The organism is Nitrospirillum amazonense (genome assembly GCF_007828045.1).
GTDB lineage: Bacteria > Pseudomonadota > Alphaproteobacteria > Azospirillales > Azospirillaceae > Nitrospirillum > Nitrospirillum amazonense_C.
Map to the genome: position 1 here is coordinate 236,999 of NZ_VITN01000004.1, position 22,866 is coordinate 259,864.

General features: G+C 64.3%; 23 protein-coding genes. 17 read left to right on the forward strand and 6 right to left on the reverse strand.

Annotation, left to right across the window (positions count from 1 at the left end):
• The first annotated feature begins 112 nt into the window (after window positions 1-112).
• The 3 genes from FBZ89_RS08740 (at window position 113) to cysS (ending at window position 3,507) form a co-directional block, all read left to right on the forward strand.
• On the forward strand, window positions 113-544 hold the full coding sequence (locus FBZ89_RS08740) for a hypothetical protein (RefSeq protein ID WP_145749625.1): 432 nt from the start codon (window positions 113-115) through the stop codon (window positions 542-544).
• Between the two features lie 170 nt (window positions 545-714).
• A complete protein-coding gene (gene gltX, locus FBZ89_RS08745; protein ID WP_145749626.1) occupies window positions 715-2,061 on the forward strand; it encodes a glutamate--tRNA ligase in 1,347 nt (448 codons plus the stop codon).
• Between the two features lie 72 nt (window positions 2,062-2,133).
• Window positions 2,134-3,507, forward strand: a complete 1,374-nt coding sequence (gene cysS / locus FBZ89_RS08750; RefSeq protein WP_145749627.1) for a cysteine--tRNA ligase — start codon at window positions 2,134-2,136, stop codon at window positions 3,505-3,507.
• Between the two features lie 13 nt (window positions 3,508-3,520).
• On the opposite strand, the gene FBZ89_RS08755 is transcribed toward cysS, so the two are convergent.
• Window positions 3,521-4,594 carry a tetratricopeptide repeat protein gene (locus tag FBZ89_RS08755; RefSeq protein WP_145749628.1) on the reverse strand — a complete coding sequence of 358 codons (1,074 nt, stop codon included), beginning with the start codon at window positions 4,592-4,594 and terminating at the stop codon, window positions 3,521-3,523.
• Window positions 4,595-5,403: 809 nt separating this feature from the next.
• On the opposite strand from FBZ89_RS08755, the gene FBZ89_RS08760 reads away from it, so the two are divergent.
• The 3 genes from FBZ89_RS08760 (at window position 5,404) to FBZ89_RS08770 (ending at window position 8,430) form a co-directional block, all read left to right on the forward strand.
• Window positions 5,404-5,793, forward strand: coding sequence for a VHL beta domain-containing protein (locus FBZ89_RS08760; RefSeq protein ID WP_145749629.1), 390 nt, complete (start codon window positions 5,404-5,406; stop codon window positions 5,791-5,793).
• A gap of 176 nt (window positions 5,794-5,969) precedes the next feature.
• Window positions 5,970-7,592, forward strand: a complete 1,623-nt coding sequence (gene cimA, locus FBZ89_RS08765; protein WP_145749630.1) for a citramalate synthase — start codon at window positions 5,970-5,972, stop codon at window positions 7,590-7,592.
• A 31-nt stretch (window positions 7,593-7,623) separates the two neighbouring features.
• Window positions 7,624-8,430, forward strand: a complete 807-nt coding sequence (locus FBZ89_RS08770) for an RNA methyltransferase (protein ID WP_040845937.1) — start codon at window positions 7,624-7,626, stop codon at window positions 8,428-8,430.
• Window positions 8,431-8,445: 15 nt separating this feature from the next.
• Here FBZ89_RS08770 and FBZ89_RS08775 read toward each other — a convergent pair whose 3' ends face one another.
• Window positions 8,446-9,315: an AraC family transcriptional regulator gene (locus tag FBZ89_RS08775; protein WP_145749631.1), complete on the reverse strand. Its 870-nt coding sequence runs from the start codon at window positions 9,313-9,315 to the stop codon at window positions 8,446-8,448.
• 132 nt (window positions 9,316-9,447) lie between these two features.
• Between FBZ89_RS08775 and FBZ89_RS08780 the strand changes: the two genes are divergently transcribed.
• From FBZ89_RS08780 to rpsD, 9 genes are all read left to right on the forward strand, one after another.
• Window positions 9,448-10,398, forward strand: a complete 951-nt coding sequence (locus FBZ89_RS08780; RefSeq protein WP_246172098.1) for an alpha/beta fold hydrolase — start codon at window positions 9,448-9,450, stop codon at window positions 10,396-10,398.
• A gap of 146 nt (window positions 10,399-10,544) precedes the next feature.
• Window positions 10,545-11,879: a protein kinase domain-containing protein gene (locus FBZ89_RS08785; protein ID WP_145749633.1), complete on the forward strand. Its 1,335-nt coding sequence runs from the start codon at window positions 10,545-10,547 to the stop codon at window positions 11,877-11,879.
• Entirely contained in the window at window positions 11,876-12,586 is a 711-nt protein-coding gene (locus FBZ89_RS08790; RefSeq protein WP_145749634.1) for a PP2C family protein-serine/threonine phosphatase, read from the forward strand. Before FBZ89_RS08785 ends, FBZ89_RS08790 begins: the two co-directional genes overlap by 4 nt.
• A gap of 2 nt (window positions 12,587-12,588) precedes the next feature.
• Entirely contained in the window at window positions 12,589-13,092 is a 504-nt protein-coding gene (locus FBZ89_RS08795; protein ID WP_145749635.1) for a hypothetical protein, read from the forward strand.
• 185 nt (window positions 13,093-13,277) lie between these two features.
• Window positions 13,278-14,942, forward strand: a complete 1,665-nt coding sequence (locus tag FBZ89_RS08800) for an amidohydrolase (RefSeq protein ID WP_186457261.1) — start codon at window positions 13,278-13,280, stop codon at window positions 14,940-14,942.
• Between the two features lie 139 nt (window positions 14,943-15,081).
• On the forward strand, window positions 15,082-15,834 hold the full coding sequence (locus tag FBZ89_RS08805) for a tetratricopeptide repeat protein (RefSeq protein ID WP_186457262.1): 753 nt from the start codon (window positions 15,082-15,084) through the stop codon (window positions 15,832-15,834).
• A gap of 2 nt (window positions 15,835-15,836) precedes the next feature.
• Window positions 15,837-16,643, forward strand: coding sequence for a tetratricopeptide repeat protein (locus FBZ89_RS08810; protein WP_145749638.1), 807 nt, complete (start codon window positions 15,837-15,839; stop codon window positions 16,641-16,643).
• Between the two features lie 106 nt (window positions 16,644-16,749).
• Window positions 16,750-17,463: a peroxiredoxin-like family protein gene (locus FBZ89_RS08815; protein WP_145749639.1), complete on the forward strand. Its 714-nt coding sequence runs from the start codon at window positions 16,750-16,752 to the stop codon at window positions 17,461-17,463.
• 268 nt (window positions 17,464-17,731) lie between these two features.
• On the forward strand, window positions 17,732-18,346 hold the full coding sequence (gene rpsD / locus FBZ89_RS08820; RefSeq protein WP_040845943.1) for a 30S ribosomal protein S4: 615 nt from the start codon (window positions 17,732-17,734) through the stop codon (window positions 18,344-18,346).
• Window positions 18,347-18,425: 79 nt separating this feature from the next.
• Here rpsD and FBZ89_RS08825 read toward each other — a convergent pair whose 3' ends face one another.
• Complete coding sequence (locus FBZ89_RS08825; RefSeq protein WP_145749640.1) at window positions 18,426-18,983, reverse strand: cytochrome b; 558 nt, start codon at window positions 18,981-18,983, stop codon at window positions 18,426-18,428.
• A gap of 17 nt (window positions 18,984-19,000) precedes the next feature.
• Window positions 19,001-19,519 (reverse strand): cation transporting ATPase C-terminal domain-containing protein, encoded by a 519-nt coding sequence (locus FBZ89_RS08830; protein ID WP_186457263.1) that lies wholly within the window; start codon window positions 19,517-19,519, stop codon window positions 19,001-19,003.
• A gap of 236 nt (window positions 19,520-19,755) precedes the next feature.
• Between FBZ89_RS08830 and FBZ89_RS08835 the strand changes: the two genes are divergently transcribed.
• Window positions 19,756-20,145 (forward strand): VOC family protein, encoded by a 390-nt coding sequence (locus tag FBZ89_RS08835; RefSeq protein WP_145749641.1) that lies wholly within the window; start codon window positions 19,756-19,758, stop codon window positions 20,143-20,145.
• Window positions 20,146-20,634: 489 nt separating this feature from the next.
• Entirely contained in the window at window positions 20,635-21,648 is a 1,014-nt protein-coding gene (locus FBZ89_RS08840; RefSeq protein WP_145749642.1) for a sulfotransferase family protein, read from the forward strand.
• A gap of 15 nt (window positions 21,649-21,663) precedes the next feature.
• Here FBZ89_RS08840 and FBZ89_RS08845 read toward each other — a convergent pair whose 3' ends face one another.
• Together FBZ89_RS08845 and grxD are read right to left on the reverse strand one after the other, a co-directional pair.
• A complete protein-coding gene (locus FBZ89_RS08845; protein WP_145749643.1) occupies window positions 21,664-21,954 on the reverse strand; it encodes a hypothetical protein in 291 nt (96 codons plus the stop codon).
• A gap of 390 nt (window positions 21,955-22,344) precedes the next feature.
• On the reverse strand, window positions 22,345-22,683 hold the full coding sequence (grxD, locus tag FBZ89_RS08850; protein WP_004272927.1) for a Grx4 family monothiol glutaredoxin: 339 nt from the start codon (window positions 22,681-22,683) through the stop codon (window positions 22,345-22,347).
• Window positions 22,684-22,866: the final 183 nt, after the last annotated feature.

Consider the following 22,866-nt stretch of genomic DNA (forward strand, 5'->3'; position numbering starts at 1 on the left):
CTGCCTTATATGGGCATGCCGCCGGCCGTGGTCGATGGCGCCAGGCGGTGAGTGCGCGGCGATTTAGAATGGCTGGTCCGGCGTGGACCGCCGCCCGGTGGGGGCCCGTTCCATGAGCGAAACCTACGTCACCATGAAAATCCGCGAGGCGATGGCCCAGGCGCAGGGCAGCCGCGCCCAGGCGCAGCGCATCCTGATGGCCTGGGCCCTGGCGGACGAGCAACTGATGCGCGGCTTGTGCAAGCCCTTCCTGAAGGGCATCACCGGCGCCGCCATCGAGCGGGCGTACCGGGGCGGCCCCGCCGTGCCCGCCATGGCCCCCGCCGCCGCGGCCCCCGGCGGCGCCACCAGCCGCCGGGCCCCGGCGCCGCAACGCCTGACCCAGGCCCAGCTGGACGCCATCGTCGCCCGCATGGGCGGCACCCGCCTGGCCAACCAGCCGCCCATCCTGAATGGTGCCCCGCCGCCCAAGAGCGAGGGCACGGTGAAGCAGGCGGCCTCCGTCAAGGCGCTGGCCGCCGCCTTCCACCGCAAAAAATTCTGAACGGTTCCTTGCATAGACCCAGCGGGCGTCGAAGATGGCGGCGCCCGGCGTTTGAGGGGCTGGCAGAAGACAGGGCGGGGCCGGTGGCTCCGCCTTTTGCTTTTCGGCCGCTTCATGGTATCGCTGCGACCCTTGGTTTTCGTCCGGTTTTCTGAAGGCTTTTTCGTCCCATGAGCCCTGTCGCCGTCCGTTTCGCTCCCAGCCCCACCGGCCGCCTGCACATCGGCAACGCCCGCGCGGCGGTGATGAACTGGCTGTTCGCCCGCCGCCAAGGCGGCAGCTTCATGCTGCGTATGGACGACACGGACCGGGAGCGATCGACGGCCGAGTACGCCGCCGGCATCGAGGAAGACCTGCGCTGGCTGGGCCTGACGTGGGACCGCTACGCCCGCCAGTCCGACCGGCTGGACCGCTATACCGCCGCCGCCGAGCGACTGAAGGCCGCCGGCCGCCTCTACCCCTGCTATGAGACGCCGGACGAGTTGGGCCTGAAGCGCAAGGCCCAGCTGGCCCAGCACCGCCCGCCGCTGTACGACCGCGCCGCCCTGCGCCTGACCGACGCCGACCGCGCGCGGCTGGAGGCGGAGGGGCGCCGCCCGCATTGGCGCCTGAAACTGGAGCACATCCCCGTCGTCTGGGACGATCTGGTGCGTGGACCTCAGCGATTCCAGGGCCAGGACCTCAGCGACCCGGTGCTGATCCGCGAGGATGGCCAGCCGCTGTACACCTTCGCCTCGGTGGTGGACGACATCGAGCTGGGCATCACCCATGTTATCCGGGGTGAAGACCACGTCGCGAACACCGCCGTGCAGATTCAGCTCTGTGAAGCGCTGGGGGGCCCCGTCCCCGCCTTCGGCCATTTCCCCCTGATCACCGACGCCAGCGGGGCCGGCCTGTCCAAGCGCCTGGGCAGCCTGAGCCTGAAAAGCCTGCGCGAGGAATCGGGGCTGGAGCCCCTGTCCATCCTGTCGCTGCTGGCCAAGATCGGCACGTCGGACGCGGTGGAGGCCAAGGGAACGCTGGATGAACTGGTGGCCGATTTCGACCTGGCCAAGGTCGGCCGGGGCACGCCCAAGTTCGATGCGGAGGACCTGCACCGCCTGAACGCCCAGATCCTGCACCACCTGCCCTACGCGGCGGTGGCGGACCGCCTGCCGGCCCTGGGCATGCCGGGCGCGGATGAGGCCTTCTGGCTGGCCGTGCGCCCCAACATCACCCACGTGGCGGAGGCCAAGGGATGGTGGGACATCACCCACGCGCCGCTGGCGCCGGTGGTGACCGATGCCGTCTTCCTGACCGCCGCAGCCCAGGTGCTGCCCCCGGCACCCTGGGGCGCCGACACCTGGGGCCAGTGGGTGGACGCGGTGAAGGCCGCCACCGGCGCCAAGGGCAAGGCCCTGTTCATGCCCCTGCGCCTGGCGCTGACGGGCCTGGAGCATGGGCCGGAACTGAAGACCCTGCTGCCGCTCATCGGGCGGGAACGGGCGCTGGCCCGGCTGTCCGGCCAGATGGCTTAAGTCATCACCGCTTAAATCGTTCGTGTTATCAAACCAGTATCGTCGTTATCTTCCAACCCAGGTTAACCCCACATGGCGCTCCAGCTCTACAATACGCTCACCCGCGCGAAAGAAGTCTTCGTGCCCGTCGACGCCAGCCATGTGCGGATCTATTGCTGCGGTCCCACCGTCTACAGCTACGCCCATATCGGCAACGGCCGCACCTTTACCGCCCTCGACCTGCTGGCGCGGGTGATGAAGCACCTGTACCCGGTCGTGACCTACGCCCGGAACATCACCGACGTTGACGACAAGATCATGGACCGGGCCAAGGCCCTGGGGCAGTCCATCGAGACGGTGACGGAGACGACGACGGCGCAGTTCCATGCCGACATGGACGCCCTGAACCTGCTGCGCCCGGACGTGGAGCCGCGCGCCACCGGGCACATTGACGCCATGATCGGCATGATCGGGCGGCTGATCGCGGGCGGCCACGCCTATGCCGCCGAGGGCCACGTGCTGTTCAACGTGCCGTCCATGCCCGATTACGGCCGCCTGTCGCGCCGCAGCCAGGATGAGATGATCGCCGGCGCGCGGGTGGAGGTGGCGCCCTACAAGAAAAGCCCGGCCGACTTCATCCTGTGGAAGCCGTCGGCGGCGGACCAGCCGGGCTGGGACAGCCCCTGGGGCCGCGGCCGCCCCGGCTGGCATATCGAGTGCAGCGCCATGACCGCCGCCCACCTGGGCCCGGTGTTCGACGTGCACGGCGGCGGGCTGGACCTGATCTTCCCCCACCATGAGAACGAGATCGCGCAGAGCCGCTGCGCCCACGGCACCCCGGTCATGGCCAACTACTGGGTCCACGCCGGCTTCCTCACCATGTCCGGCGACAAGATGTCGAAGTCGCTGGGCAACATCTTCACGGTGGCGGAACTGCTGGACGAGGTGCCGGGCGAGGCCCTGCGCCTGGCGCTGCTGCAGGCCCACTACCGCCAGCCGCTGGACTTCTCCAAGGAAGGCCTGCGTCAGGCCAAGGCCACGCTGGACCGCTGGTACGGCGTGCTGCGCGCCGCCGGTACTGTGCCGGCAGGTGAGGTCCCGGCCGACGTGCTGGCGGCGCTGGAGGATGACCTGAACACGCCGCTGGCCTTCAGTCTGCTGCACGAGCTGGCCAACCGCTTCCATAAGGAGGCGGACGGCGCCGCCCGCCAGGCCGTGGCCGCCAGCTTCAAGGCCGCCGCCAATCTGATGGGTCTGCTGTCCCAGGACCCCGAGGCCTGGTTCCGTTGGACGCCGAAGGGCGCGGAAGGCCTGGACGAGGCCGCCATCCAGGCCGCCATCCAGGCGCGCAAGGACGCCCGCGCCGCCAAGAACTTCGCCGAGGCCGACCGCATCCGCAAGGCGCTGCTGGACCAAGGCGTGGTGCTGGAGGACGGGCCGCAAGGCACGACGTGGAAGCGGGCGTAGGGCTGGTTTTGAATTAGCCCACCGGCGCCCTGGCCCTCAGCTCCCAGGCGCCGGCTTCCTCCGTCCGGCCCAGCTTGCGCAGGCAGGCGGCGCCGGCGGTGAGGGTGGCGGCCAGGCCGGCGGGGTCGCCGTGTTCGGCGGTCTCGGCGGCGTGGCGGTACCAGTCCATGGCCTCGTCGAAGCGGCCCATGCTAGCCAGCGTGTCGCCCACCGCCTGCAAGGCGTGGCACAGGCCTTCCAGGTTCACGCGGCCGGCGGCGTCGCCGTCCTCCACCGCCGTGACGGCGGCCAATGCCCAGGGCAGGGCGTCGGCAGGGCGTTTCAGGTCCGTCAGGCAGTGGCTGACGCGCAGGCGGGCGCGGCCGACATCGTCGTGGTTGATGGGGGTATCGGGCGCGCCCCGCTCCAGTGCCTGGACGCTGCGTTGGAACCAGACCAGCGCATCCTCGACCAAGCCCAGGGCGTAGAGGCAGTCCGCCATCAGGTGCAGGCTGGCGCCCAGGCTGGCGTGGTCCACGCGCGCGGTGCCGTCGCCTTGCTCCTTGGCGGCCACGGCCTGCTGCAGCCAGGGCAGGGCCTGGTCGGGCTGACCCTGGCGCGCCAGGCAGGCGGCGGCCTGGTGCAGGCTGTGGCCCACGGCCTCGCGGTCCACCCGGCCCTGGGCATCGCCCCGGCCGGCGGCCTCCGCCGCCTGCTGGAACCAGGCCAGCGCCTCCGTATCCCGGCCCAGACGGGCCAGGCAGGTACCCACCAGGTGCAGGCAGGCGGCCAGGTTGTCGCCGTGCACCAGCCCATGGGCGTCGCCCTGTTCCGCCGCCGCCACGGCGTCCTGGAACTCCGCCAGCGCCTCGTCGATGCGGCCCAGATCGTAGAGGCAATAGCCCACGTCATAGAGGATGCGGCCCAGGCGGTCCGCGTCCACGACCCCTTGGCCGCCGCCTTGCCGGGCCAACAGGGCCGCATGCTGGAAGACGGGCAGCGCGTCCTCGGGACGGCCCTGGTCGATCAGGCCGCGCCCCTGCCGATGGAACCCGTCGGGATTCATGAAGGCGGGATCGGCGAAGGGAATTGCGGTGTGCGCCGGCATGCGAGGGGTGGCTTCCTGCGAAGGGGGCCGGCCAAAGGTGGGGACTGCCTGCAGGGCTGTCAACGCGCGGCCGGGGCGGGGGGCCTTCTGGGCAGGGGCGCCGGATCGAGGCTATGGAGGAAGGAATATGGCGCGCGTCATACCCCACCCCACCAAAGACCAAGAGGCCCCTACAGCCCCTGCGCAGTCCTTTCCCTTTCGATCAGGCTCGGGCGCTACCCGGGCCTGCTTTCTCTTCCGGCTGACACCGGCGCGGGCGGGGGCGCCACTCCATCCCGTTACGACAAGCAGCCATCCAGCATAGGACATGGGCCGGCATCAGCCGTCGCCAGTCGTGCCGACATTCGGCCAGGAGAAGTGTCCAGGTGAAAGTCGATTGTCCGGCCCAACGGAGCCGTTGGCGCGCCGTTTATTCTGAATGAAAGGAGTCGTTATCAAAAATGGTGGATTCGACGCTGTTGTTCCCTGTGAATTGAAGGAACGTGAATCGGAAATTAGAATTATAAAGCATATTCCTGGAAGGAAAATTTCCTATAGCTGGATCGGTGTGGCTGAATCCTACATTTCATCTGGCCATCGGGGGCGTTTCGCGCTCTGATTTTGCGTAGTTGCCCGAACTGATGTACAAATCAGCAAAATATGAGCAGCTCCCCGTTATATGCGCCGTATGATGCTTGGCTCGACTTGGCGTTGGGACCTAATGCTTCAGTGTATTGAATAATTAAAAAATTAAAGCTTGGCAGGAAAGGTTTCTGTGGCCGCTATATGCTGAAACCTAATGAACATGTCAAGTATTTAGGAGATCGATCATGCGTAAATTCTCTTTCTTCTGCGCCCTCGCTTTCCCCCTGCTGTCCGCCTCGTATGCCAGTGCGCAGCAATGCGACAATCAACAGGAGGCGTCGCCGCAGTCGCGCGTGAAGTCCGGCCTGAGCTTGCAGAACACCACCAACAGCCAGATCAATGTGCTGTGGGCGGGATTTGACGGGGTCCTGACGCACTACACGACGCTACAGCCGAAGCAGTCGGTGGATTTCATCTCGTATGTCGGCCACATCTGGTATCTGGAGGCGTTCACGCCCAATGGCGCCGTTTGCCTGGGCCCTATCCGCCCGGTGCAGGCCTCGGCCTGCAAAATGAAGATCTCTCTGCAGAGCGGCGATTTCGCTTACGAGCAGCAGGGCTGCCAAGTCGAATAAGCGCCGGCGGGCGGCATCGGGCCTGCGGGGCCATGCCGCCCCTCCCCGGAACGGGCAAATAAAGGCGCGCGCCGCGTCCGGCAGGGCCGCCATGTCCGCCCTTGAGGGCTTCCAAGGTTGCTTCGTTGCGTGCGATGGGCCATTGTCGCAACTCCATTACGTTATCTGGCCTGGTTATGACCGATCGCCCCCGCATCTACCTATACGACACCACGCTGCGCGACGGCGCGCAGACCCAGGGCGTGGACTTCACCGCGGCTGACAAGGCGGCCATCGCGCGGGAACTGGATGCGCTGGGCATCGACTATATCGAGGGCGGCTGGCCGGGCGCCAACCCCACGGACGACGCCTTTTTCGCCGAGCCGCCCCGCTTCAAGCGGGCGCGGCTGACGGCCTTCGGCATGACCCGCCGCCCAGGGCGCAGCGCCGGCAACGACCCGGGGCTGAACGCCCTGTTCAACGCCACGGACGGGGTGCCGGGCGCCGGCGTCTGCCTGGTGGGCAAAACCTGGGATTTCCATGTCGACGTGGCCCTGAACATCCCGCGCGGGGAAAACCTGGACCTCATTCGCGACAGCGTGGCGGAGACGGCCGCCCGGGGGCGCGAGCCGCTGTTCGACGCGGAGCATTTCTTCGACGGCTATAAAGCCAATCCGGACTATGCCCTGGCCTGCGTGCGCGCGGCCTATGAGGGCGGGGCCCGCTGGGTGGTGCTGTGCGACACCAACGGCGGCAGTCTGCCGCACGAGGTGGAGGCCATCGTGGCGGCCGTGGCGCGGGAGATTCCGGGCGATCGGCTGGGCATCCATTGCCATAACGACACCGAGAACGCCGTGGCCAACAGTCTGGCGGCGGTGCGCGCCGGCGCCCGTATGATCCAGGGCACCCTGAACGGCCTGGGGGAGCGCTGCGGCAACGCCAACCTCATCTCCCTCATCCCCACGCTGTCCCTGAAGATGGGGTATGAGACCGGCGTGGACGGGGAGGGGATGCGCCGCCTGGTCCATGTCAGCCGCCTGCTGGACGACCGGCTGAACCGCGCCCCCAACCGCCACGCCGCCTATGTCGGGGAGAGCGCCTTCGCCCATAAGGGCGGCCTGCACGTCTCGGCGGTGGAAAAGGACCCCACCAGCTATGAGCATGTGCCGCCAGAGGCGGTGGGCAACCGGCGCCATGTCGTGGTGTCGGACCAGGCCGGCCGCTCCAACGTCCTGGCCCGCCTGCGTGAGGTGGGCATCAGCATCGAACCCGGCGACCCGCGCGTGGGTGCCTTGGTGGAGGCGGTGAAGCGGCGGGAGTTCGAGGGCTATGCCTACGATGGCGCCGAGGCCAGTTTCGAACTGCTGGCCCGGCGCACGCTGGGCACCCTGCCGGACTATTTCCGCCTCATCTCTTTCCGCGTGCTGGATGAGCGGCGGTGGAACGCCCAGGGGCAGCTGGTAACCCTGTCGGAGGCGACCGCCAAGCTGGAGGTGCCGGGCGTGGCCGACGCCCTGATGATGGTGGCGGAGGGCAACGGCCCGGTGAACGCGCTGGATACGGCGCTGCGCAAGGCCCTGATCCCCGCCTACCCGCATCTGGACGGGATGCGGCTGGTCGACTACAAGGTCCGCATCCTGACCCCCCAGGACGGCACCAAGGCGGTGACCCGCGTCATGATTGAAACGCGGATGCCGGACGGCGCCCCTTGGGTTACCGTCGGGGTATCGGCCAACGTCATCGACGCCTCGTTCAACGCGCTGTTCGACAGCATCACCTATTGTCTCTACCGCGCGGGGGCCACCGTCCCCACCGCGTGAGGGACGAAAGCCAGTTCAGGACCCCCTTGCCATGAGTGGAACCGACCGCCGTATGCTCGCCAAATCCCAGGCTGAAGGGACGGAGGAGGGCGCGGGCCCGGCCGTCATCCTGGTGGAGCCCCAGTTGGGGGAGAACATCGGCACCGTGGCGCGGGCCATGCTGAACCACGGCCTGACCGACCTGCGCCTGGTGAACCCGCGCGACGGCTGGCCCAACGAGAAGGCGGTGTCGGCGTCGGCCGGCGCCACCCTGGTGCTGGACCAGGCCCGCGTGTACGAGAGCACCAAGGACGCCATCGCCGACCTGCAGAAGGTCTACGCCACCACGGCGCGCCCCCGTTACATGGTCAAGACCGTGCTGACGGCGCGCGAGGCGGCGACGGAGATGCGGGCGCATGCCCAGGTGGGCCGCGGCGTCGGCATCCTATTCGGGCCGGAGCGCACGGGCCTGGTCAATGACGACATCGCGCTGGCCGACACCATCATCACCATCCCGCTGAACCCAGGCTTTTCCTCCCTGAACCTGGCGCAGTGCGTGCTGTTGGTGGCGCACGAATGGTTCCAGGCGGGCTATGAAGGGCCGGAGCGCCAGCTCTACACCGGCAACTCCCGCCCCGCGACCAAGGAGGAACTGGTCAACCTGTTCGAGCACCTGGAGCTGGAGCTGGACGCCACCGGCTTCTACACCAGCGAGGAGAAGCGCCCCAGCATGGTGCGCAACATCCGCAACATGCTGCAGCGGGCGCACATGACGGAGCAGGAGGTGCGCACCCTGCACGGCGTCATCGCCGCCCTGACCGGCCGGCGCAAGGACGGCGGCCCGGTGAAGGGGCACTGATCGCCAAAGGCCGCCTCACGTCACCACCGGCACGTGGAAGTCGATGATGGCGCCGGGGCGGGTGGGCGCGAATTCGCTGTCGTAAAGCTCGAAGTCCGGGCTGTCCGCCACCTTGAGGCCTGACGCCGGGATCAACTCGCCCCAGATGCGGGCCATGGCCGTCTTGACCTGGGGGTGCAGGGGGCCGCCGTTCAGCGTGATGCGGAACACAGCGTAGGTCGCGGCCGGGATGCGCAGGGTGGTGAACCCCGTCGGCGGCGTGGCGTCGGGGGCGACGCGGACGCCGGCCATGTAATCGAAGCTACCTTCCGCCCGGTCCGCCGCCCACACCACGCCGTAGGTGGCCCAGCTGGGTTCCTGTCCCGCGAAGGGCAGGGCGCCGATCAGCGCCGGCCACAGTTGCGGAATGGTGGCCTTGGTGGCGCCGTCGAAGCGTCGTGACGGGCCGGCGACGGTGAAGGCGTCCAGGGGGACCAAGTCAGGCAGATGGATGACATCGACGTCGATGCTGTCGGGCAGGCTCATGGGATATTGTCCTTCAAAGGGGGTGGCGGCGTAGCCCTTCCGGAACCGGCCGGGGGCCACTCCGAAAAGACGCCCGAAGGCGCGGGTGAACGCTTCCTGGGAATCGAAACCGCAATCGAACGCCAAGTCGATCAGGCGCACTGCGGGATCGCTGGCTAGGCGCTGCGCCGCCTTGACCAGCCGCCGCCCCCGGACATGGGCCATGACGCCACGGCCCATGCGGGCGGTGAACAGGCGGGAGAAATGATAGGGCGACAGCGCCATGCGTGCGGCGATGTCGTCCAGTGTCAGCGGCTGGTCCAAATTGTCCTCGATCCAGGACAAGAGGTCGGCGAGGCGGTCGGGGCGTGGCTGGTTCATGCCGCCACTATGACCAATGCCGACATCCCCGTCCTGACCGCTCTTGCTGTTTTAGGGGAGAGGGAGGCACCCTGTTGCCCTGCCGGCCCCAGCGGGTCGGCCAACGATGCGGGGAACCCAATGCGGTCAGGGATGATGATACGGGCGGCGCTGCTGGCGGCCGCCTTGGCGGTGACGCCCATTATGGCGCTGCGGAATGGGCATGCGGCTGAAGGCATGACGCCCGCCGCCGCCGGACGGGCGGCGAAGACCGAGGCCCAGACCATCCAGCTGTTCGGCGCCTCGATCAAATATTACGAGGTGGGGCGGGGCCCCACCCTGGTGCTGGTCCACGGCCTGGGCAGCAGCGCGCAGGGCGACTGGGGCAAGGTCATGGCCGATCTCGCCAAGACCCACCACGTGCTGGCGCTGGATCAGCTGGGCTTCGGCGCCTCGGACAAGCCCATGATCGACTACGCCATCCAGACCTGGGTGGATTTCCTGGGGGAATTCCTACGCCAGAAGAAGGTGACGGACTTCACCCTGATGGGCGAATCCCTGGGCGGCTGGATTTCGGCGCAGTACACCATCCAGGCCCTGGACGGCGTCGCCGCCGATCCCGCCTTCGCCCTGCCCAAGCCGTCGCGGCTGGTGCTGTGCGACGCCGCCGGCCGGCATGACACCATGGCCAAGACCTTTGGCCCCAAACCTACTGGTACCGACGCCCCGCCGCCCGCCGCCTCGCTGGCCGGGCAGAAGGCGCTGCTGGGCGCCATCTTCCATGATCCGCGCTGGTCCAACGGGCCGGCCGCCCTGAAGCGCGGCTTCGCCTGGAGCCTGTCCAAGGGCGACGCCTGGACCATCCATTCCGTCTACAGCAACCCGGCGCTGCTCAACGAGGCGGTGGACGGCAAGCTGAAGGACATCACCATCCCCACCCTGGTGGTCTGGGGGGCGGAGGACAAGCTGCTGCCCCCGGCGGATGGCCAGTTCTACGCCGACGGCATCCCTGGTGCTAAGCTGGTGACCATCCCCGACAGCGGCCACGCCCCCATGATCGAGACGCCCAAGGCCTTCCTGGCGGCGATCGCGCTGTTCCTGTAAGGGAATTTATAAGGAGCTTATCTGATTACATTTGTGTTTGCGCGTATGTTTTTTCATGTTGAGATTACGCATGACTTTTTCCATTTTTAATGGTAATAAGTCCGGAAAATTGAAAATTTCATACTGCCTTAATATAGGGTGCTTAAATGAGCCTACGTTCAGTTCGGCCTCTAGGATATGGAGGATTTGGCAACGTTGATCTTGTTGTGGATAAATTCGGTATGTATTTCGCTCGAAAAACATTTAATGTCAATCAGCCGCTAGATGTCGGGCTAGCTGATAATGTGCGTCAAAGATTTAAAAGAGAAGTTAAGATACAAAAGCAGTTTAATCATAGAAATATTGTACCAATTCTCGGTGATGGGTTGGATGTAGATCCTCCATATTATTTAATGCCAGTTGCTGAAAGCAAATTATCAAATGATTTAGAATTTGATAGAAAGCTTGGTGGGAATTTTATAGTGGCCGTAATGGAAATTATTGCTGGCCTGGAAGAAATGCATCGGCTTAGTATTTATCACAGAGACCTAAAGCCTGACAATGTATTGAGGTTTTTAAATCAGAATGGGGTTGATGGTTGGGAAAGCTATTACGCCATTAGTGATTTTGGATTGATATCGGTGAAAGATTCGACTGTTTCTCGTCTGTCGACCACTGGCATGGCGCGAGGTTCCGATTTTTATACGGCGCCGGAGGTGTGTGTTGATTTGAGAAATTCCACAGCTCAATCTGACATCTTCTCTCTGGGGTGTATACTGCATGATATGGTGGGCCTCAGAGACCGTCGGCCGCTTTTTCCGATTGATGAGCATGGTCATTTTGGCGGTCTGTTGCTTGGGTGTACTCGGGAGGAGCCTGAACGGCGCTTTAAGACGGTAGCTGCGGTTAGAGAAGCCTTATTGGCGCTAGATCTTTCTTCTGCTCAGCTAACAGATCCGGTTGCGGAAACAATTGCAGGATATCTCGAATGTGCAGGCGGAATGCGAGATGAGCAGGTGCGCGCACTAATTGATATTCTTGATAGGAAGAAGGGGAGTTCTGATGCTGAAGCAATAATGATGAGAATGAAGCAAGATAATATAGTAGAGATATGCTCAAATTTCCCTGAAAGGGGACGTCGACTTGGTTTGCTTTATGCTGAGTGGGTCAAGAGTACTTCATTTGGCTTCGAGAGATGTGACGAGATTGCGGTTCGTTTGCAAACTTTTATGGAGTGCTGCCCGTTAGATGTACAGGCAGACTGTTTATTGGCGATGCTGGAATTAGGAACGAGTCATAATCGTTGGTATGTTGAGCGAAAATTTATGTCTCTATGTGGCCCCTCCATGAAGGGAGAGCTTGCTGGACGTTTAGCTATGGAGTTTCGTATTTTAGGTGCAGAAATATGTGGAGCTATCAGGCACATTGAATGGTCCATTAATGCAAATAGAGCGGTGCTGCATCCATTATTGGTTGCAGCTTTAAAGGACGTGTGCTCATGAAGTACATTTTTGCAAAGTACACAGATAAGGGGCCGAGAGATCGCAATGAAGATTATTTGGATGTTGGGTTTCTAAAAGATAGTAGTTTGGTTGTTGCTATTGCTGATGGATTGGGGGGGCATTTTGGTGGCGAGATTGCGTCTTCTTTGGCGGTTAAAGTTTTCTTCGATAAAGTTGCGGAAAACTCGGAAGAAAATTTTTCTAAGATTGGGGAAGAAATTCATGAATGCATAATATCTTCTCAGAATGATGAGAAAAGAAGAGGGATGGCGACTACCCTTATTGCATCAGTATTTTGTGAGAGAAAATTGCGAGGGATCCATTGCGGAGATTCTCGATTGGTCGTTGTCCGCGAAAATGGGATTAAGCGCCTGACGGAAGATCATACAGAAGCGCAGAGATTGTTTAAATATAAAGTAATTACAAAGCATGAATACAATAATTACCGCAGAAAAAATATATTAGAGAGTGCGCTTGGTATGCGTGGTAATCCAAGAATAGATGAAATTAATTTTACAGTAAATCCGGATGATGTTTTTATATATACCACAGATGGTGTTCATGAGAAGATTTTCCTTAAAGAAATGTTTCATATGGTCCGGTCTTGTGTAAATCCACGTCAATTTGTTGATATGATTGTTCGTGAAATAAAATTAAGAGGAGCGTCTGATAATTTTAGCATAATTTGCATATTTGCAAAGGAGTGATTATGGAGGCGCAGAAGTTCCTTTCTGGAAACGACGGGCGGAAAGCTGAGTCAGAGTTCCGCTCTTGGCTTGATCGCAATAGTTTTCCATGGATATTTTTAGATCAAGAGCCTGGAAATGGATATTCTAATTATTTAAGAATGGATGGGGTTGGGCGACCCGATTATATCGTCATAGTTCCATTTGTTGGTTCTATTGCGGTGGATGTAAAAGAAAGATCGTTCTTGAGGCCATATAATTTTTACATTAGTCAGGCGGAATTGAATAAGCTCTGTGGATTTAGTTCATTATCGAGAATGTCAATATGGGTGGTGTTTTATGCGTCGGGAGACTATGCTCACTTTTATATAGCAAATTTGGAGAGGGTCAGGTCGATGGGGCTGAAACGTTATGCGATGCGTGATGGAAACGTTTGTTTTGATATTCCGGTATCATGGTGTGAACGTATATCGAGTTCTGAAAGTAGGGGATTTTCTATTATATTAAATGGGATTAATAATATTTAAACAACCGCTGCCAATTTAATTAATTTATTATCGATTTAAAGTGAGCGCCTTGCTGACTGTGCTGCTCGATTCATCTTCCTTGCAGCTATTATCCCTTTTGCGAAAATGCTTCCCGGAATGTGCCGGATTGAAATTGGGACTTGAGAATAATGGTGGGCAGGCGGTGGGCGTTGGCAATAAGTCTGATGTCCGCGCTGGCGCTGCTGGCGGGGCAAATAGTCGGCCAAGCCTGGGCCGCGCCCACGCTGCTGGTCAACGCCCTGATCCACACCGAGGATACGGCCCACCCGACCGCCAGCGCCCTGGCCTGGGATGAGAACGGCATCCTGCTGGCGGTGGGGGAAACGGCGGACCTGACGCAGCGCTATCCCGGCGCCGCCATGGTGGATGCCGGCGGCGCGCCCGTGGTGCCCGGCCTGATCGACGCCCACGGCCATGTGCAGGAGGAGGGGGCGGCGCTGCTGACCGCCGACCTGTCGGGCAGCGCCAGCAAGGCCGAGATCCTCACCCGCCTGAAGGCGCAGGCGGCCAAGCTGCCGCCCGGCGACTGGCTGCAGGGCTGGGGCTGGGACCAGAACCGCTGGGCGGATAAGGCCTTTCCCGCCGCCGCCGACCTGGACGCCGCCTTCCCCGACCGGCCGGTGCGGCTGGAGCGTATCGACGGCCACGCCGTCTGGGTCAACAGCGCCGCCCTGCGTGTCATGGCGGCCCAGCCCAAGGCCAAGAGCCTGGACGGCACCTGGCAGCCGCAAGGCGGCCGCATCGTGCGCAAGGGCAAGAAGGCCACCGGCGTGCTGATCGACAACGCCATGGACCTAGTGGCCGGGGCCTTGCCGCCGCGCACCGATGACCAGATACGCCAGAACTATAAGCTGGCCTTTGCCGAGATGGTGTCGCTGGGCCTGACCGGCGCGCATGAGCCCGGCATCGACCTGCAATCCTTCCGCGTGCTGCAGGACATGGCCGCCAAGGGGGAGGTGCCGGTGCGCCTCTACACCATGGCCGACGGCGACCATGAGGCGCTGGCGTGGCTGTGCACCCAGAACGGCGGCTACACCGACCCCACGGGCCGCGTGCGCATGCGGGCGGTGAAGCTGTACATCGACGGCGCGCTGGGCAGCCGGGGGGCCAAGCTGCTGCGTCCCTACAGCGACGATCCCGGCAACAGCGGCATCTACGTCACCAACCCCGCCGACTATCCCCGCATCGTGGCCAAGGCCAAGGGCTGCCACCTACAGGTGGCGACCCATGCCATCGGCGACGGCGGCAACCGCCTGGTGCTGGACACCTACGCCAAGGTGCTGGGCGCCGACGCCAAAAGCGACCATCGCTGGCGGGTGGAGCATGCGCAGATCCTGACCCTGGACGACATTCCGCGCTTCGCCCAGCTGGGCGTCATCGCCTCCATGCAGCCCACCCACGCCACCTCCGACATGCCCTGGGCGGAAAAGCGCCTGGGCCATGACCGCCTGGCTGGCGCCTATGCCTGGCAGAGCCTGCGCCACGCCGGCGCGCGGCTGGCCCTGGGTTCAGACTTCCCGGTGGAGAAGGTGAACCCCATGCTGGGCCTCTATGCCGCCGTCACCCGCCAGGACCTGGCCGGCCAGCCCCCGGGCGGCTGGCTGCCCGACCAGAAGCTGACGCGGGAGGAGGCGCTGGCCGGCTTCACCCGCGACGCCGCCTATGCCGGGTTCATGGAGGGGGAGGTGGGCAGCCTGAAACCGGGCCTGCGCGCCGACTTCGTCATCCTCAGCGCCGACCCCCTGACCGTGCCCCCGCGCCAGATCGCCGACATCAAGCCGCTGTCCACCTGGGTGGACGGCAAGAGGGTGTATGGGGCGGGAAAGTAAGGTTCGGGGCCTTCCCCGCAGGTTGCGCCTCTGGCGCGCCACAATCGCCCTGATAGTATGATTGCCAGGCCGCGATGATCGTGGTGATGGGAATGCTTTGGGGGGAAACATGCGCGCTGGGGTGTTGGCGGTTCTGTTGATGCCTGGTCTGATCTTTTCGGCCGGTTCCGCGTGGGCTCAGAGCCAAGGGGACGCTCAGTCCCAGGCCCAAGGCCAGGCGGCCCCGGCGCCCGCCGATCCCAAGAAGGCGGCGGAAGACGCTGAGGATCAGACCATGGTGCGGCTGCTGAGGGAGGGGGTGCAGGCGATGCGCTCAGGCCAGCCCCGCCAAGCCATCGCATCCTACGATCAGGTTATCGCGACCTACGAGGCACGATACAAGGAACGCAAGGAAAGGGTTTATTGCGCCAGTACGACCGCGGAGACGCTGGCCTACATGGTGTTGGCGGCCAGTCAGAAGCAGTCGGCCATCGCCGTGACGCCCAACTGGGCCATCGCCTATTTCCTGAAAGGATATGCGCAGGTGGAATTGCAGGATCTGCCGGGGGCGAAGGCCAGCCTGGAGCACGCCCGCGACCTCTCACCTTATAATCCCCAGTTCCTGATCGAACTGGCGAACCTGTACAAATCCGAGAAGAACTGGCCCCTGGCGTTGGAGACTTATCAAGCGGCCAAGGAGCATTCCGCCGCTTTCTCCCTTCCGCAGGCCAAGGACACGGACGAAATGAAGGCCCTGCACGGCATCGCCTTCGTCTATTCCGAGACTGGCAAGCTGGATGAGGCCGAGGCCATTTATAAGCAGTGCCTGGCCAAGAACCCACAGGACGCCTACGCCCAGCACGAGTTGGATTATGTGGTGAAGGAGAAGGCCAAGCAGGCGCAGATTCACTGAAAATGAGGAGCGGCCGCAGCCATCCCCTGGCGGTGCTGGCGCTGCTGACCTGTGCCGCCTGCGCCAGTTCGCCGGGGAGCGACGCGCGGCGGACGGGCACGTCCACCGCGCAGCCGGCCAATGCCCCATCTGCGGCCCCATCTGCCGCCCCATCTGCCAACGCCTCCTTGCCGACCGCCGACCTGACCCCTGATCCGGTGTTGGGCAAGGCCTTGGTGGAGGGGCTGCTGGCGGTGCGGGCGGGGAATCCCCGGCGGGCGGTCGACGGCTCTTTCAATCCGGTCGTCAATGCCTATGAAATGCGATACAGGGCCACACCGGGCCGGATCTACTGCGCGCGCACCATGGCGGAGGCGACCCGCTACATGCAGGATGCCGTGCGCAACCATCAGCCGGCGCGGGTGGTCGAGGCGGGGCTGGTCCTGGCCTATGTCTACCGGGGCCGCGAACTGATGACCCTGGACGACCTGGCGGGGGCGCAGGCCGGGCTGGAGCGGGCGCGGGCCCTGTCGCCCGCCAATGCCGCCGTCCTGCTGCAGTTGGGGGCCGCGTACAAGGCCCAGCGCAAGCTGCCTCAGGCGCAGGAGGCCTTCCAGGCGGCGGTGGATGCGGCCGACCTGTCGCCGCCGGAAACCAAACCGCAGGAAACGGCCGACGCCTTTTATGGCCTGGGCAGCACCTACGTCGCCATGGGCCGGCTGGATGAGGCCGAGGCGACCTATCGGCGCTGCCTCAAGGTATTGCCGGGCAACGCGTTGGCGCAGATGGAACTGAGCGAGATCCAGCGCCAGCGGGCCCAAAGCCGCTGACCGGGCCACTTCATCCCGGCCAATAAGACGCTCAAGGATTCCTCGGGTTTTTCAAAGGGCCGCCGCTGGCACAGTGGCGGCAACCTTCAAACCTGGGAGCCCATCCATGACCCAATCCGCCGAACCCACCTTGAGCCAGCTGTTCGCCGACCTGCACGCCCACCGGGTGGCGACCATGGATCCGGCCCAGCTGCGGATCAACATCGACCAGCGGCGGGAACTGGTGGAGACGGCGGACCGCGCCGCCTTTGTCCGGCCGGGCGACCGGCTGGTGGGCGAGGTGCTGCAGGATGTGGAGGGCGGCACGCTGCACCTGGGCGCGCTGCTGGCCCGGGGGCCGGTGGTGCTGGTCTTCTTCCGCTTCGCCACCTGTCCCGCCTGCAACATCGCGCTGCCCTATTACCAGCGCCATCTGGAGCCGGGCTTGCGGGCGCTGGGCGCGCAGCTGGTGGCGGTCAGCCCACAGGTGCCGGAACGCCTGGTGGAGATCAGGCGCCGCCATGGCCTGACCTTCACCGTGGCCAGCGACCGCGACAACGCCTTGGGGCGCCGTCTGGGCATCGTCTTCACCGCCAACGCCGCCTCCCAGGCCAGCCAGCAGGCCAAGGGCACCTCGCTGGGCGAGGTCACGGGCACCGGCACTTGGGACCTGCCCATGCCGGCGGTGGTGGTGCTGGGGCGCGACGGCGTGGTGCGCTATGCCGATGTCAGCCCCGACTGGCTGGCGCGGACCGAGCCGGGCCCTGTGCTGGACGCCGTGCGCGCCCTCATTGTCGAAGATGGGGTGGCGAAGGACAGGGCCAGTCGCGCGGCGGAATGAGGCCGGAAGCCTTGCGGCTCGGGGCCGGGCAGGCTAAACCCGTCCCCGCATGGCCCGCCTGCGGCGCGCGCGTCTCGAAGGCTGCGGTTTCCGTTGACTTCGGTTCCGCGCTGCTTATAGTGCCGGCCTTCCCTTCCCGGGAAGGTGGGTCCGGGGGATCTCTCCCCTTGTCCCCGTCCATGGTTTCCAATCCGGATTTACGCCGGAAAGGGGCGCCCTGGAACTACCGGGACAACAAGCCGCGACAGCGGCACTCTGGAGCTTAGAGATGAGCAAGCGTTTAGAGTCCAAGTACAAGATTGACCGCCGCCTTGGCGTCAACCTGTGGGGCCGTGCCAAGAGCCCGGTCAACCGCCGCGAATACGGCCCCGGCCAGCACGGCCAGCGCCGCAAGAAGCCGTCCGACTTCGGCCTGCAGCTGATGGCCAAGCAGAAGCTGAAGGGCTACTACGCCAACATCGGCGAGCGCCAGTTCCGCCGCATCTACCAGGAAGCCGTCCGTCGCCGTGGCGACACCGGCGAGAACCTGATCCAGCTGCTGGAGCGTCGTCTGGACGCCGTGGTCTACCGCATGAAGTTCGCGCCGACGCCGTTCGCGTCGCGCCAGATCATCAACCACGGCCACATCCTGGTGAACGGCAAGCGCCTGAACATCGCCTCCTACCGCGTTAAGGACGGCGACGTCATCGAGGTTCGCCAGAAGGCCAAGCAGTTCGCCATCATCCTGGAGGCCGTGGCCTCGGGTGAGCGCGACATCCCCGAGTACGTGCAGGTCGATACCGGCGCGCTGAAGGGCACCTTCGTCCGCGCCCCGAACCTGGCCGACGTCCCGTACCCGGTGACCATGGAACCGAACCTGGTGGTCGAGTACTACTCGCGCTAATCCAGGGTCCTTCGGGAACCGACAAGATCAGGCCGCGCCCCTCGGGACGCGGCCTTTTCTTTTGGTGCGGTCCAGGCCTTCAGCTCCGGTGGCGGAGACGGGGCGTCATGCGATCCATGATCCGGTCGCGCCACAGGAGGACGTGGACGGCCACGGCGGCCAGGTGCGCACCCACCACGATCAGCAGCACGGTCACCAGGGTTTCATGCACTTCGCCCAAGGCCCGGCCGACGGCTGAGCCCATGGCCACCAGCGCCGGCAGGTCCAGCACGCCGAACAGGGTCACGGCCCAGCCGCGCCGGGACGCGTCGGCCCATCCGGTCAGCACCAGGATGAAGACCAGCAGGTACAGCAGGCCGTGAACGGCCGCCGCCGCCTTGTGCTGCCAGCGGGGCAGGCTGGGATCTGCCGGCGGCTGGGTCGTCAGTATCCGCCAGGCCAGGCGCAGGGCCATGAGGGCGCCGATGGCCACGCCGAACGACAGGTGCAGGTTGACCAGGCCCTCCGGCGGCATGCCGCGGCGCAGCTCCGGCATGGTCCAGCCCAAGGCGTATTGCACCACCAGCAGGGCCACCACCAGCCAGTGGAACCCCTTCATGGCGCCGCCGTATTCCGGCTGGGATGCTGTGTGGGTCATGGTTTCCTCCTTCCAGGTCAACGGCGCAGGTGATCAGCCCAAAGGGGCTTCACCATTTCCAGGGCCAGCACCATGACAATGGCGGCGACGAAGGCTACGGCCAGGTCGTCGGCATGCAGGGGCCCGAAAGCGAACAGGTCGGCGGCGGGCGGCCAGGCGAGGGTGGCCGCCATGACCGCAGCCATGACCCCCAGCACCGTCCATAGCGCGGTGTTGGGCCGCAGCAGCGCCGTCAGGGGCGAGGCCGCGAAGGAGCGGTTGACCAGCACCAAGCCGAAATTAATCAGCATGAGGGCGACGAAGGCCAGCGCGCGGGCCTGGTCGGCCGGCATGCCGCCGTTCAACGCCGCCATGAACAGCACCAGCAGGCCGAACATGGGTTCAGCCAGGATACCCAGCAGGATGCGAAGGAAGGGGCGCCTGTCCGGCCGGGGCAGTTCGCTGTAGCCGTCGGCCCCCAGCCGGCGTGCCGCTTCCGTGGCGGACAATCCGGCGGTCGGAACGGGGTCGCGCGGCATCATGGCACCGGGGCTCATGCGGTATTCAGGCAACCGCAGTGTGCGCTGGGACCGGGGTGGCGGCGTTGATTCAGGTCAGATGGCATCTCCGTCCCTCGGGCCCGGCGCCGGCCATCCGCACCCCTTTGCCGCGCCCCTTTGTCGCGCCCCTTTGTCGCGCGGTCATCCGGGGCGTGGTCTTTTCTTTTGGTTGTGGCAATGCGATGCTGCGCCGTCATACCAGCAGAGGCCGGCAGGGCCAGCGGGGAAGCGGCATGGAACGGGTCACGGGCATTGGCGGCGTCTTCATGAAGGCGCGGGATGTGAAGGCGTTGAGCGCTTGGTACCGCGACGCCCTGGGCGTTCCACTCAGCCCGTATTTCGCCGGCGCCAAATTCAGCTGGCCTGAGGGGCAGCGCCCCGACCGGCCGGGCACCACCGCATGGAGCCTGTTCCCCGAGGACAGCACTTACTTCGCCCCGTCCACGGCGCCCTTCATGATCAATTTCCGGGTGGACAACCTGGATGCCATGCTGGCGCAGCTGCGGGCCTTCGGCGCCGCCGTGGATGAGCGGGTGGAGCAGAGTGACTTCGGCCGCTTCGGCTGGGTCATGGATCCGGAAGGCAACCGGGTCGAGCTGTGGGAACCGCCTCCCGGCAAGTAATCCCGCGTTCCGTTAACCTCGCGCCCCGCCTGCCTGCTGGCGGGCCTCGTGCGTCTGTCGGCAGGCCGGCCTGCGCCTGCGGAATGCCTCGGCGAAGGCTGCGGCGAAGGCTGCGCGCCTCCACCATCCTGTCTGAAAAATGAAACTTTCTGGCCTGGCGCCGGGGATGTGTGCACGCCCGGGTGGATGGATGTGGCGGAGTTCAGGCCAGGGCCTACGCCGAAGTAAATAATATTTGCAAATATGAATTGCTTTATTGGGTGCGGCCTATAACGATGGTCGTGCCTCATGTATATCCAATGGATATTCCGATTACGGGAATCCTAGACGGAAGAATCCGTTTCTTGAGCATAAATGAAAGCAGGATTCTTAATCTTCTTACGTAACAGGAAAGTCACATAGAGAACCTGTGACTTGTGGACGCATCCCAGCCTGGATTGATCCGGAGAAGGTTGCCGTTCGCCCAATCACTGTAACGGGGATTTGGTCTTGTCGAACGCCTATGCCAAGAATTGGGACAGTCAAAGTCGCGCCGGTACCCCGGTGTCCCCCCGCGCGCGGCCCGTTCGTAGCCAGGGCGGCACGATAGAACGGCTGCGGCGGCGCTTCGCCGATTTGCCGGCACCGGTGATCGTCTATAACAAGTCGCATTCCGGCAGCCGGTTGTTGGCCCAGATGCTGGACGACCAGGGTGTGTTCATCGGCGGAAAGCTGAACGAGTCCAACGACGCCATGGCCATCCTGCCCCTGGTCGAGCGGCTGGTGGAGGACTATTACCCCGATTACCACGCGCTTTGGAACCAGGAGTGGCCCACCGACCTGGAGGCCCTGTTCGTCACCGCGATGATGGAGCATCTGACGGGCTATGACGGGCATTCGCCCTGGGGCTGGAAGCTATGCGAGACCACCTACATCGTCCCCATCATCGCCGCCGTTTTCCCCAAGGCGCGCTTCATCCACCTGCTGCGCGACGGGCTGGACGTGGCCTTCAGCGACCATGTGCCGCCCCAGGCCCGCTTCTGGCGCAAGGTCTATTTCAATAATGGCGATATCCTGGGCTGGCGTGGCCTGTCCATGACCAACCGCGCCTACGTCCGCCGGCCGCACGTCTACAATGCCCTGCACTGGATGAATTCGGTGGAGGTGGGGCGGACCTACGGCGCCATGCTGCAGGAACGCTACCTGGAGGTCCGGTACGAGGATTTGTGCCAGGACTTCATCCCCACCTCCCGCCGCATCCTGGCCTTCCTGGGGCAGGGGCCGGACGAGGCCGCGCTGATGAGGCGGTCCGCCTCCGTGCGCAAGGGCGCCATCGGCAAGCACCATCGCCACCGCCGGCAACGGCGCCAGGTGGTGCGCCTGATCGAGCCCACGCTGTTGTCCCTGGGATATCTGGAGGCGCCCAGCCAGCCCACGCTGTTGTGGCGCCTGCGGGAGCGCTGGTACAGCGTGCTGCGCGAGGCCGGCAAGGGCTGGGGGCGGCTGCGGGGGCGCCGCCCATAGGTCAGCCGGCGTGGGTCAGCCGGCGGCCTTGCTCAGGCGCCGGCGGTTGGCGCGCACCTTGCGGCGGTAATGGGCCAGCACCTTGGCGGCGGCGCCGTCGGCGGTGGTGCCCAGGTCGCCGGCCAGCGCCCGCATCTGCAGGTCCAGGCCGGCGGCGATCTTCTCGCTCACCATGCGCTGCGCCTCCGTCTGCGCGGCGGCCCCACCGGCCGCCAGCTTCATGGTGCGCAGGGTGATGACCTGCAGGGCCTCCACGCCCAGCAGCCAACTGTCGAAGCCATTGCGCATCCAGGCGTTCTTCGCCATCGGTGTCTCCGCGATCCGGGTGGGCAAGCCCGACTTAAACGGGGCGCCGCGCCTCTTTGTTCCGGCACACCCGACGTCGTCGCCTGGAACAAAATCCGTCTCCGCGGCGTTTCTGTCGGCGTTGGCCCAGTCTCGTGGGGCCGCTCTCAAGAACAGAGAGATCGAGAACCGAGAAACAAGGAGATCGCGGCGATGCGATATGGGCTGTTATGGCTGCTGGGGGTGCCGTTACCCGTCCTGATCATCATCTATTTGATGTTTCATTAAGGCAGGGTACGCCGCAACCGCGTCAGGCGGCATTCCAGCGTGCTGAAAGCGAAAGGGCCGCGCCCGGAATTCCCGGGGCGGCCCTTCGTCCATGGGGTGCCTTAAGCCTTAGACCGCGGCCTCTTAAGCGGCGGCTTGGGCGGCGACGCCCTTCTCGGCCAGCAGCTGCACCAGCTCACCCGACTCATACATGTCGCGGATGATGTCGCAGCCGCCTACGAACTCACCCTTCACATACAGCTGCGGGATGGTGGGCCAGTTGGTGAATTCCTTGATGCCTTGGCGCAGGGCCGGATCGACCAGGATGTCGATGCCCTTGAACTTCACGCCCAGGTGGCTCAGCACCTGCACGACGGCGGCGGAGAAGCCGCACTGCGGGAAAACGGGGGTGCCCTTCATGTAGAGCACGACGTCGTTTTCGGTGATGTCGCGGCGGATGCGCTCTTCGACGGTCTTGTCCATGTACGATCGATCCTCTGGTGCCGGGGCCGCCTTCCTCACGCGGGGAAGACGGTCGGCGGTCTAACCAAGCCGGCCAAACGGGGCCGGTGTCGCTGGCGCCCATGATACCGCTGGCGGCGGCCTGGTTCACCCAACAACGTGTACCCGTCATAAATGAGCGCGCGCCGGTCGTCTGTCCAGAGG

Excerpts from the sequence above, each read along its gene's own strand:
- FBZ89_RS08740 (WP_145749625.1), top strand. The coding sequence starts at position 113 with ATGAGCGAAACCTACGTCACCATGAAAATCCGCGAGGCGATGGCCCAG.
- gltX (WP_145749626.1), top strand. The coding sequence starts at position 715 with ATGAGCCCTGTCGCCGTCCGTTTCGCTCCCAGCCCCACCGGCCGCCTG.
- cysS (WP_145749627.1), top strand. The coding sequence starts at position 2,134 with ATGGCGCTCCAGCTCTACAATACGCTCACCCGCGCGAAAGAAGTCTTC.
- FBZ89_RS08755 (WP_145749628.1), bottom strand. The coding sequence starts at position 4,594 with ATGCCGGCGCACACCGCAATTCCCTTCGCCGATCCCGCCTTCATGAAT.
- FBZ89_RS08760 (WP_145749629.1), top strand. The coding sequence starts at position 5,404 with ATGCGTAAATTCTCTTTCTTCTGCGCCCTCGCTTTCCCCCTGCTGTCC.
- cimA (WP_145749630.1), top strand. The coding sequence starts at position 5,970 with ATGACCGATCGCCCCCGCATCTACCTATACGACACCACGCTGCGCGAC.
- FBZ89_RS08770 (WP_040845937.1), top strand. The coding sequence starts at position 7,624 with ATGAGTGGAACCGACCGCCGTATGCTCGCCAAATCCCAGGCTGAAGGG.
- FBZ89_RS08775 (WP_145749631.1), bottom strand. The coding sequence starts at position 9,315 with ATGAACCAGCCACGCCCCGACCGCCTCGCCGACCTCTTGTCCTGGATC.
- FBZ89_RS08780 (WP_246172098.1), top strand. The coding sequence starts at position 9,448 with ATGATGATACGGGCGGCGCTGCTGGCGGCCGCCTTGGCGGTGACGCCC.
- FBZ89_RS08785 (WP_145749633.1), top strand. The coding sequence starts at position 10,545 with ATGAGCCTACGTTCAGTTCGGCCTCTAGGATATGGAGGATTTGGCAAC.
- FBZ89_RS08790 (WP_145749634.1), top strand. The coding sequence starts at position 11,876 with ATGAAGTACATTTTTGCAAAGTACACAGATAAGGGGCCGAGAGATCGC.
- FBZ89_RS08795 (WP_145749635.1), top strand. The coding sequence starts at position 12,589 with ATGGAGGCGCAGAAGTTCCTTTCTGGAAACGACGGGCGGAAAGCTGAG.
- FBZ89_RS08800 (WP_186457261.1), top strand. The coding sequence starts at position 13,278 with ATGTCCGCGCTGGCGCTGCTGGCGGGGCAAATAGTCGGCCAAGCCTGG.
- FBZ89_RS08805 (WP_186457262.1), top strand. The coding sequence starts at position 15,082 with ATGCCTGGTCTGATCTTTTCGGCCGGTTCCGCGTGGGCTCAGAGCCAA.
- FBZ89_RS08810 (WP_145749638.1), top strand. The coding sequence starts at position 15,837 with ATGAGGAGCGGCCGCAGCCATCCCCTGGCGGTGCTGGCGCTGCTGACC.
- FBZ89_RS08815 (WP_145749639.1), top strand. The coding sequence starts at position 16,750 with ATGACCCAATCCGCCGAACCCACCTTGAGCCAGCTGTTCGCCGACCTG.
- rpsD (WP_040845943.1), top strand. The coding sequence starts at position 17,732 with ATGAGCAAGCGTTTAGAGTCCAAGTACAAGATTGACCGCCGCCTTGGC.
- FBZ89_RS08825 (WP_145749640.1), bottom strand. The coding sequence starts at position 18,983 with ATGACCCACACAGCATCCCAGCCGGAATACGGCGGCGCCATGAAGGGG.
- FBZ89_RS08830 (WP_186457263.1), bottom strand. The coding sequence starts at position 19,519 with ATGAGCCCCGGTGCCATGATGCCGCGCGACCCCGTTCCGACCGCCGGA.
- FBZ89_RS08835 (WP_145749641.1), top strand. The coding sequence starts at position 19,756 with ATGGAACGGGTCACGGGCATTGGCGGCGTCTTCATGAAGGCGCGGGAT.
- FBZ89_RS08845 (WP_145749643.1), bottom strand. The coding sequence starts at position 21,954 with ATGGCGAAGAACGCCTGGATGCGCAATGGCTTCGACAGTTGGCTGCTG.
- grxD (WP_004272927.1), bottom strand. The coding sequence starts at position 22,683 with ATGGACAAGACCGTCGAAGAGCGCATCCGCCGCGACATCACCGAAAAC.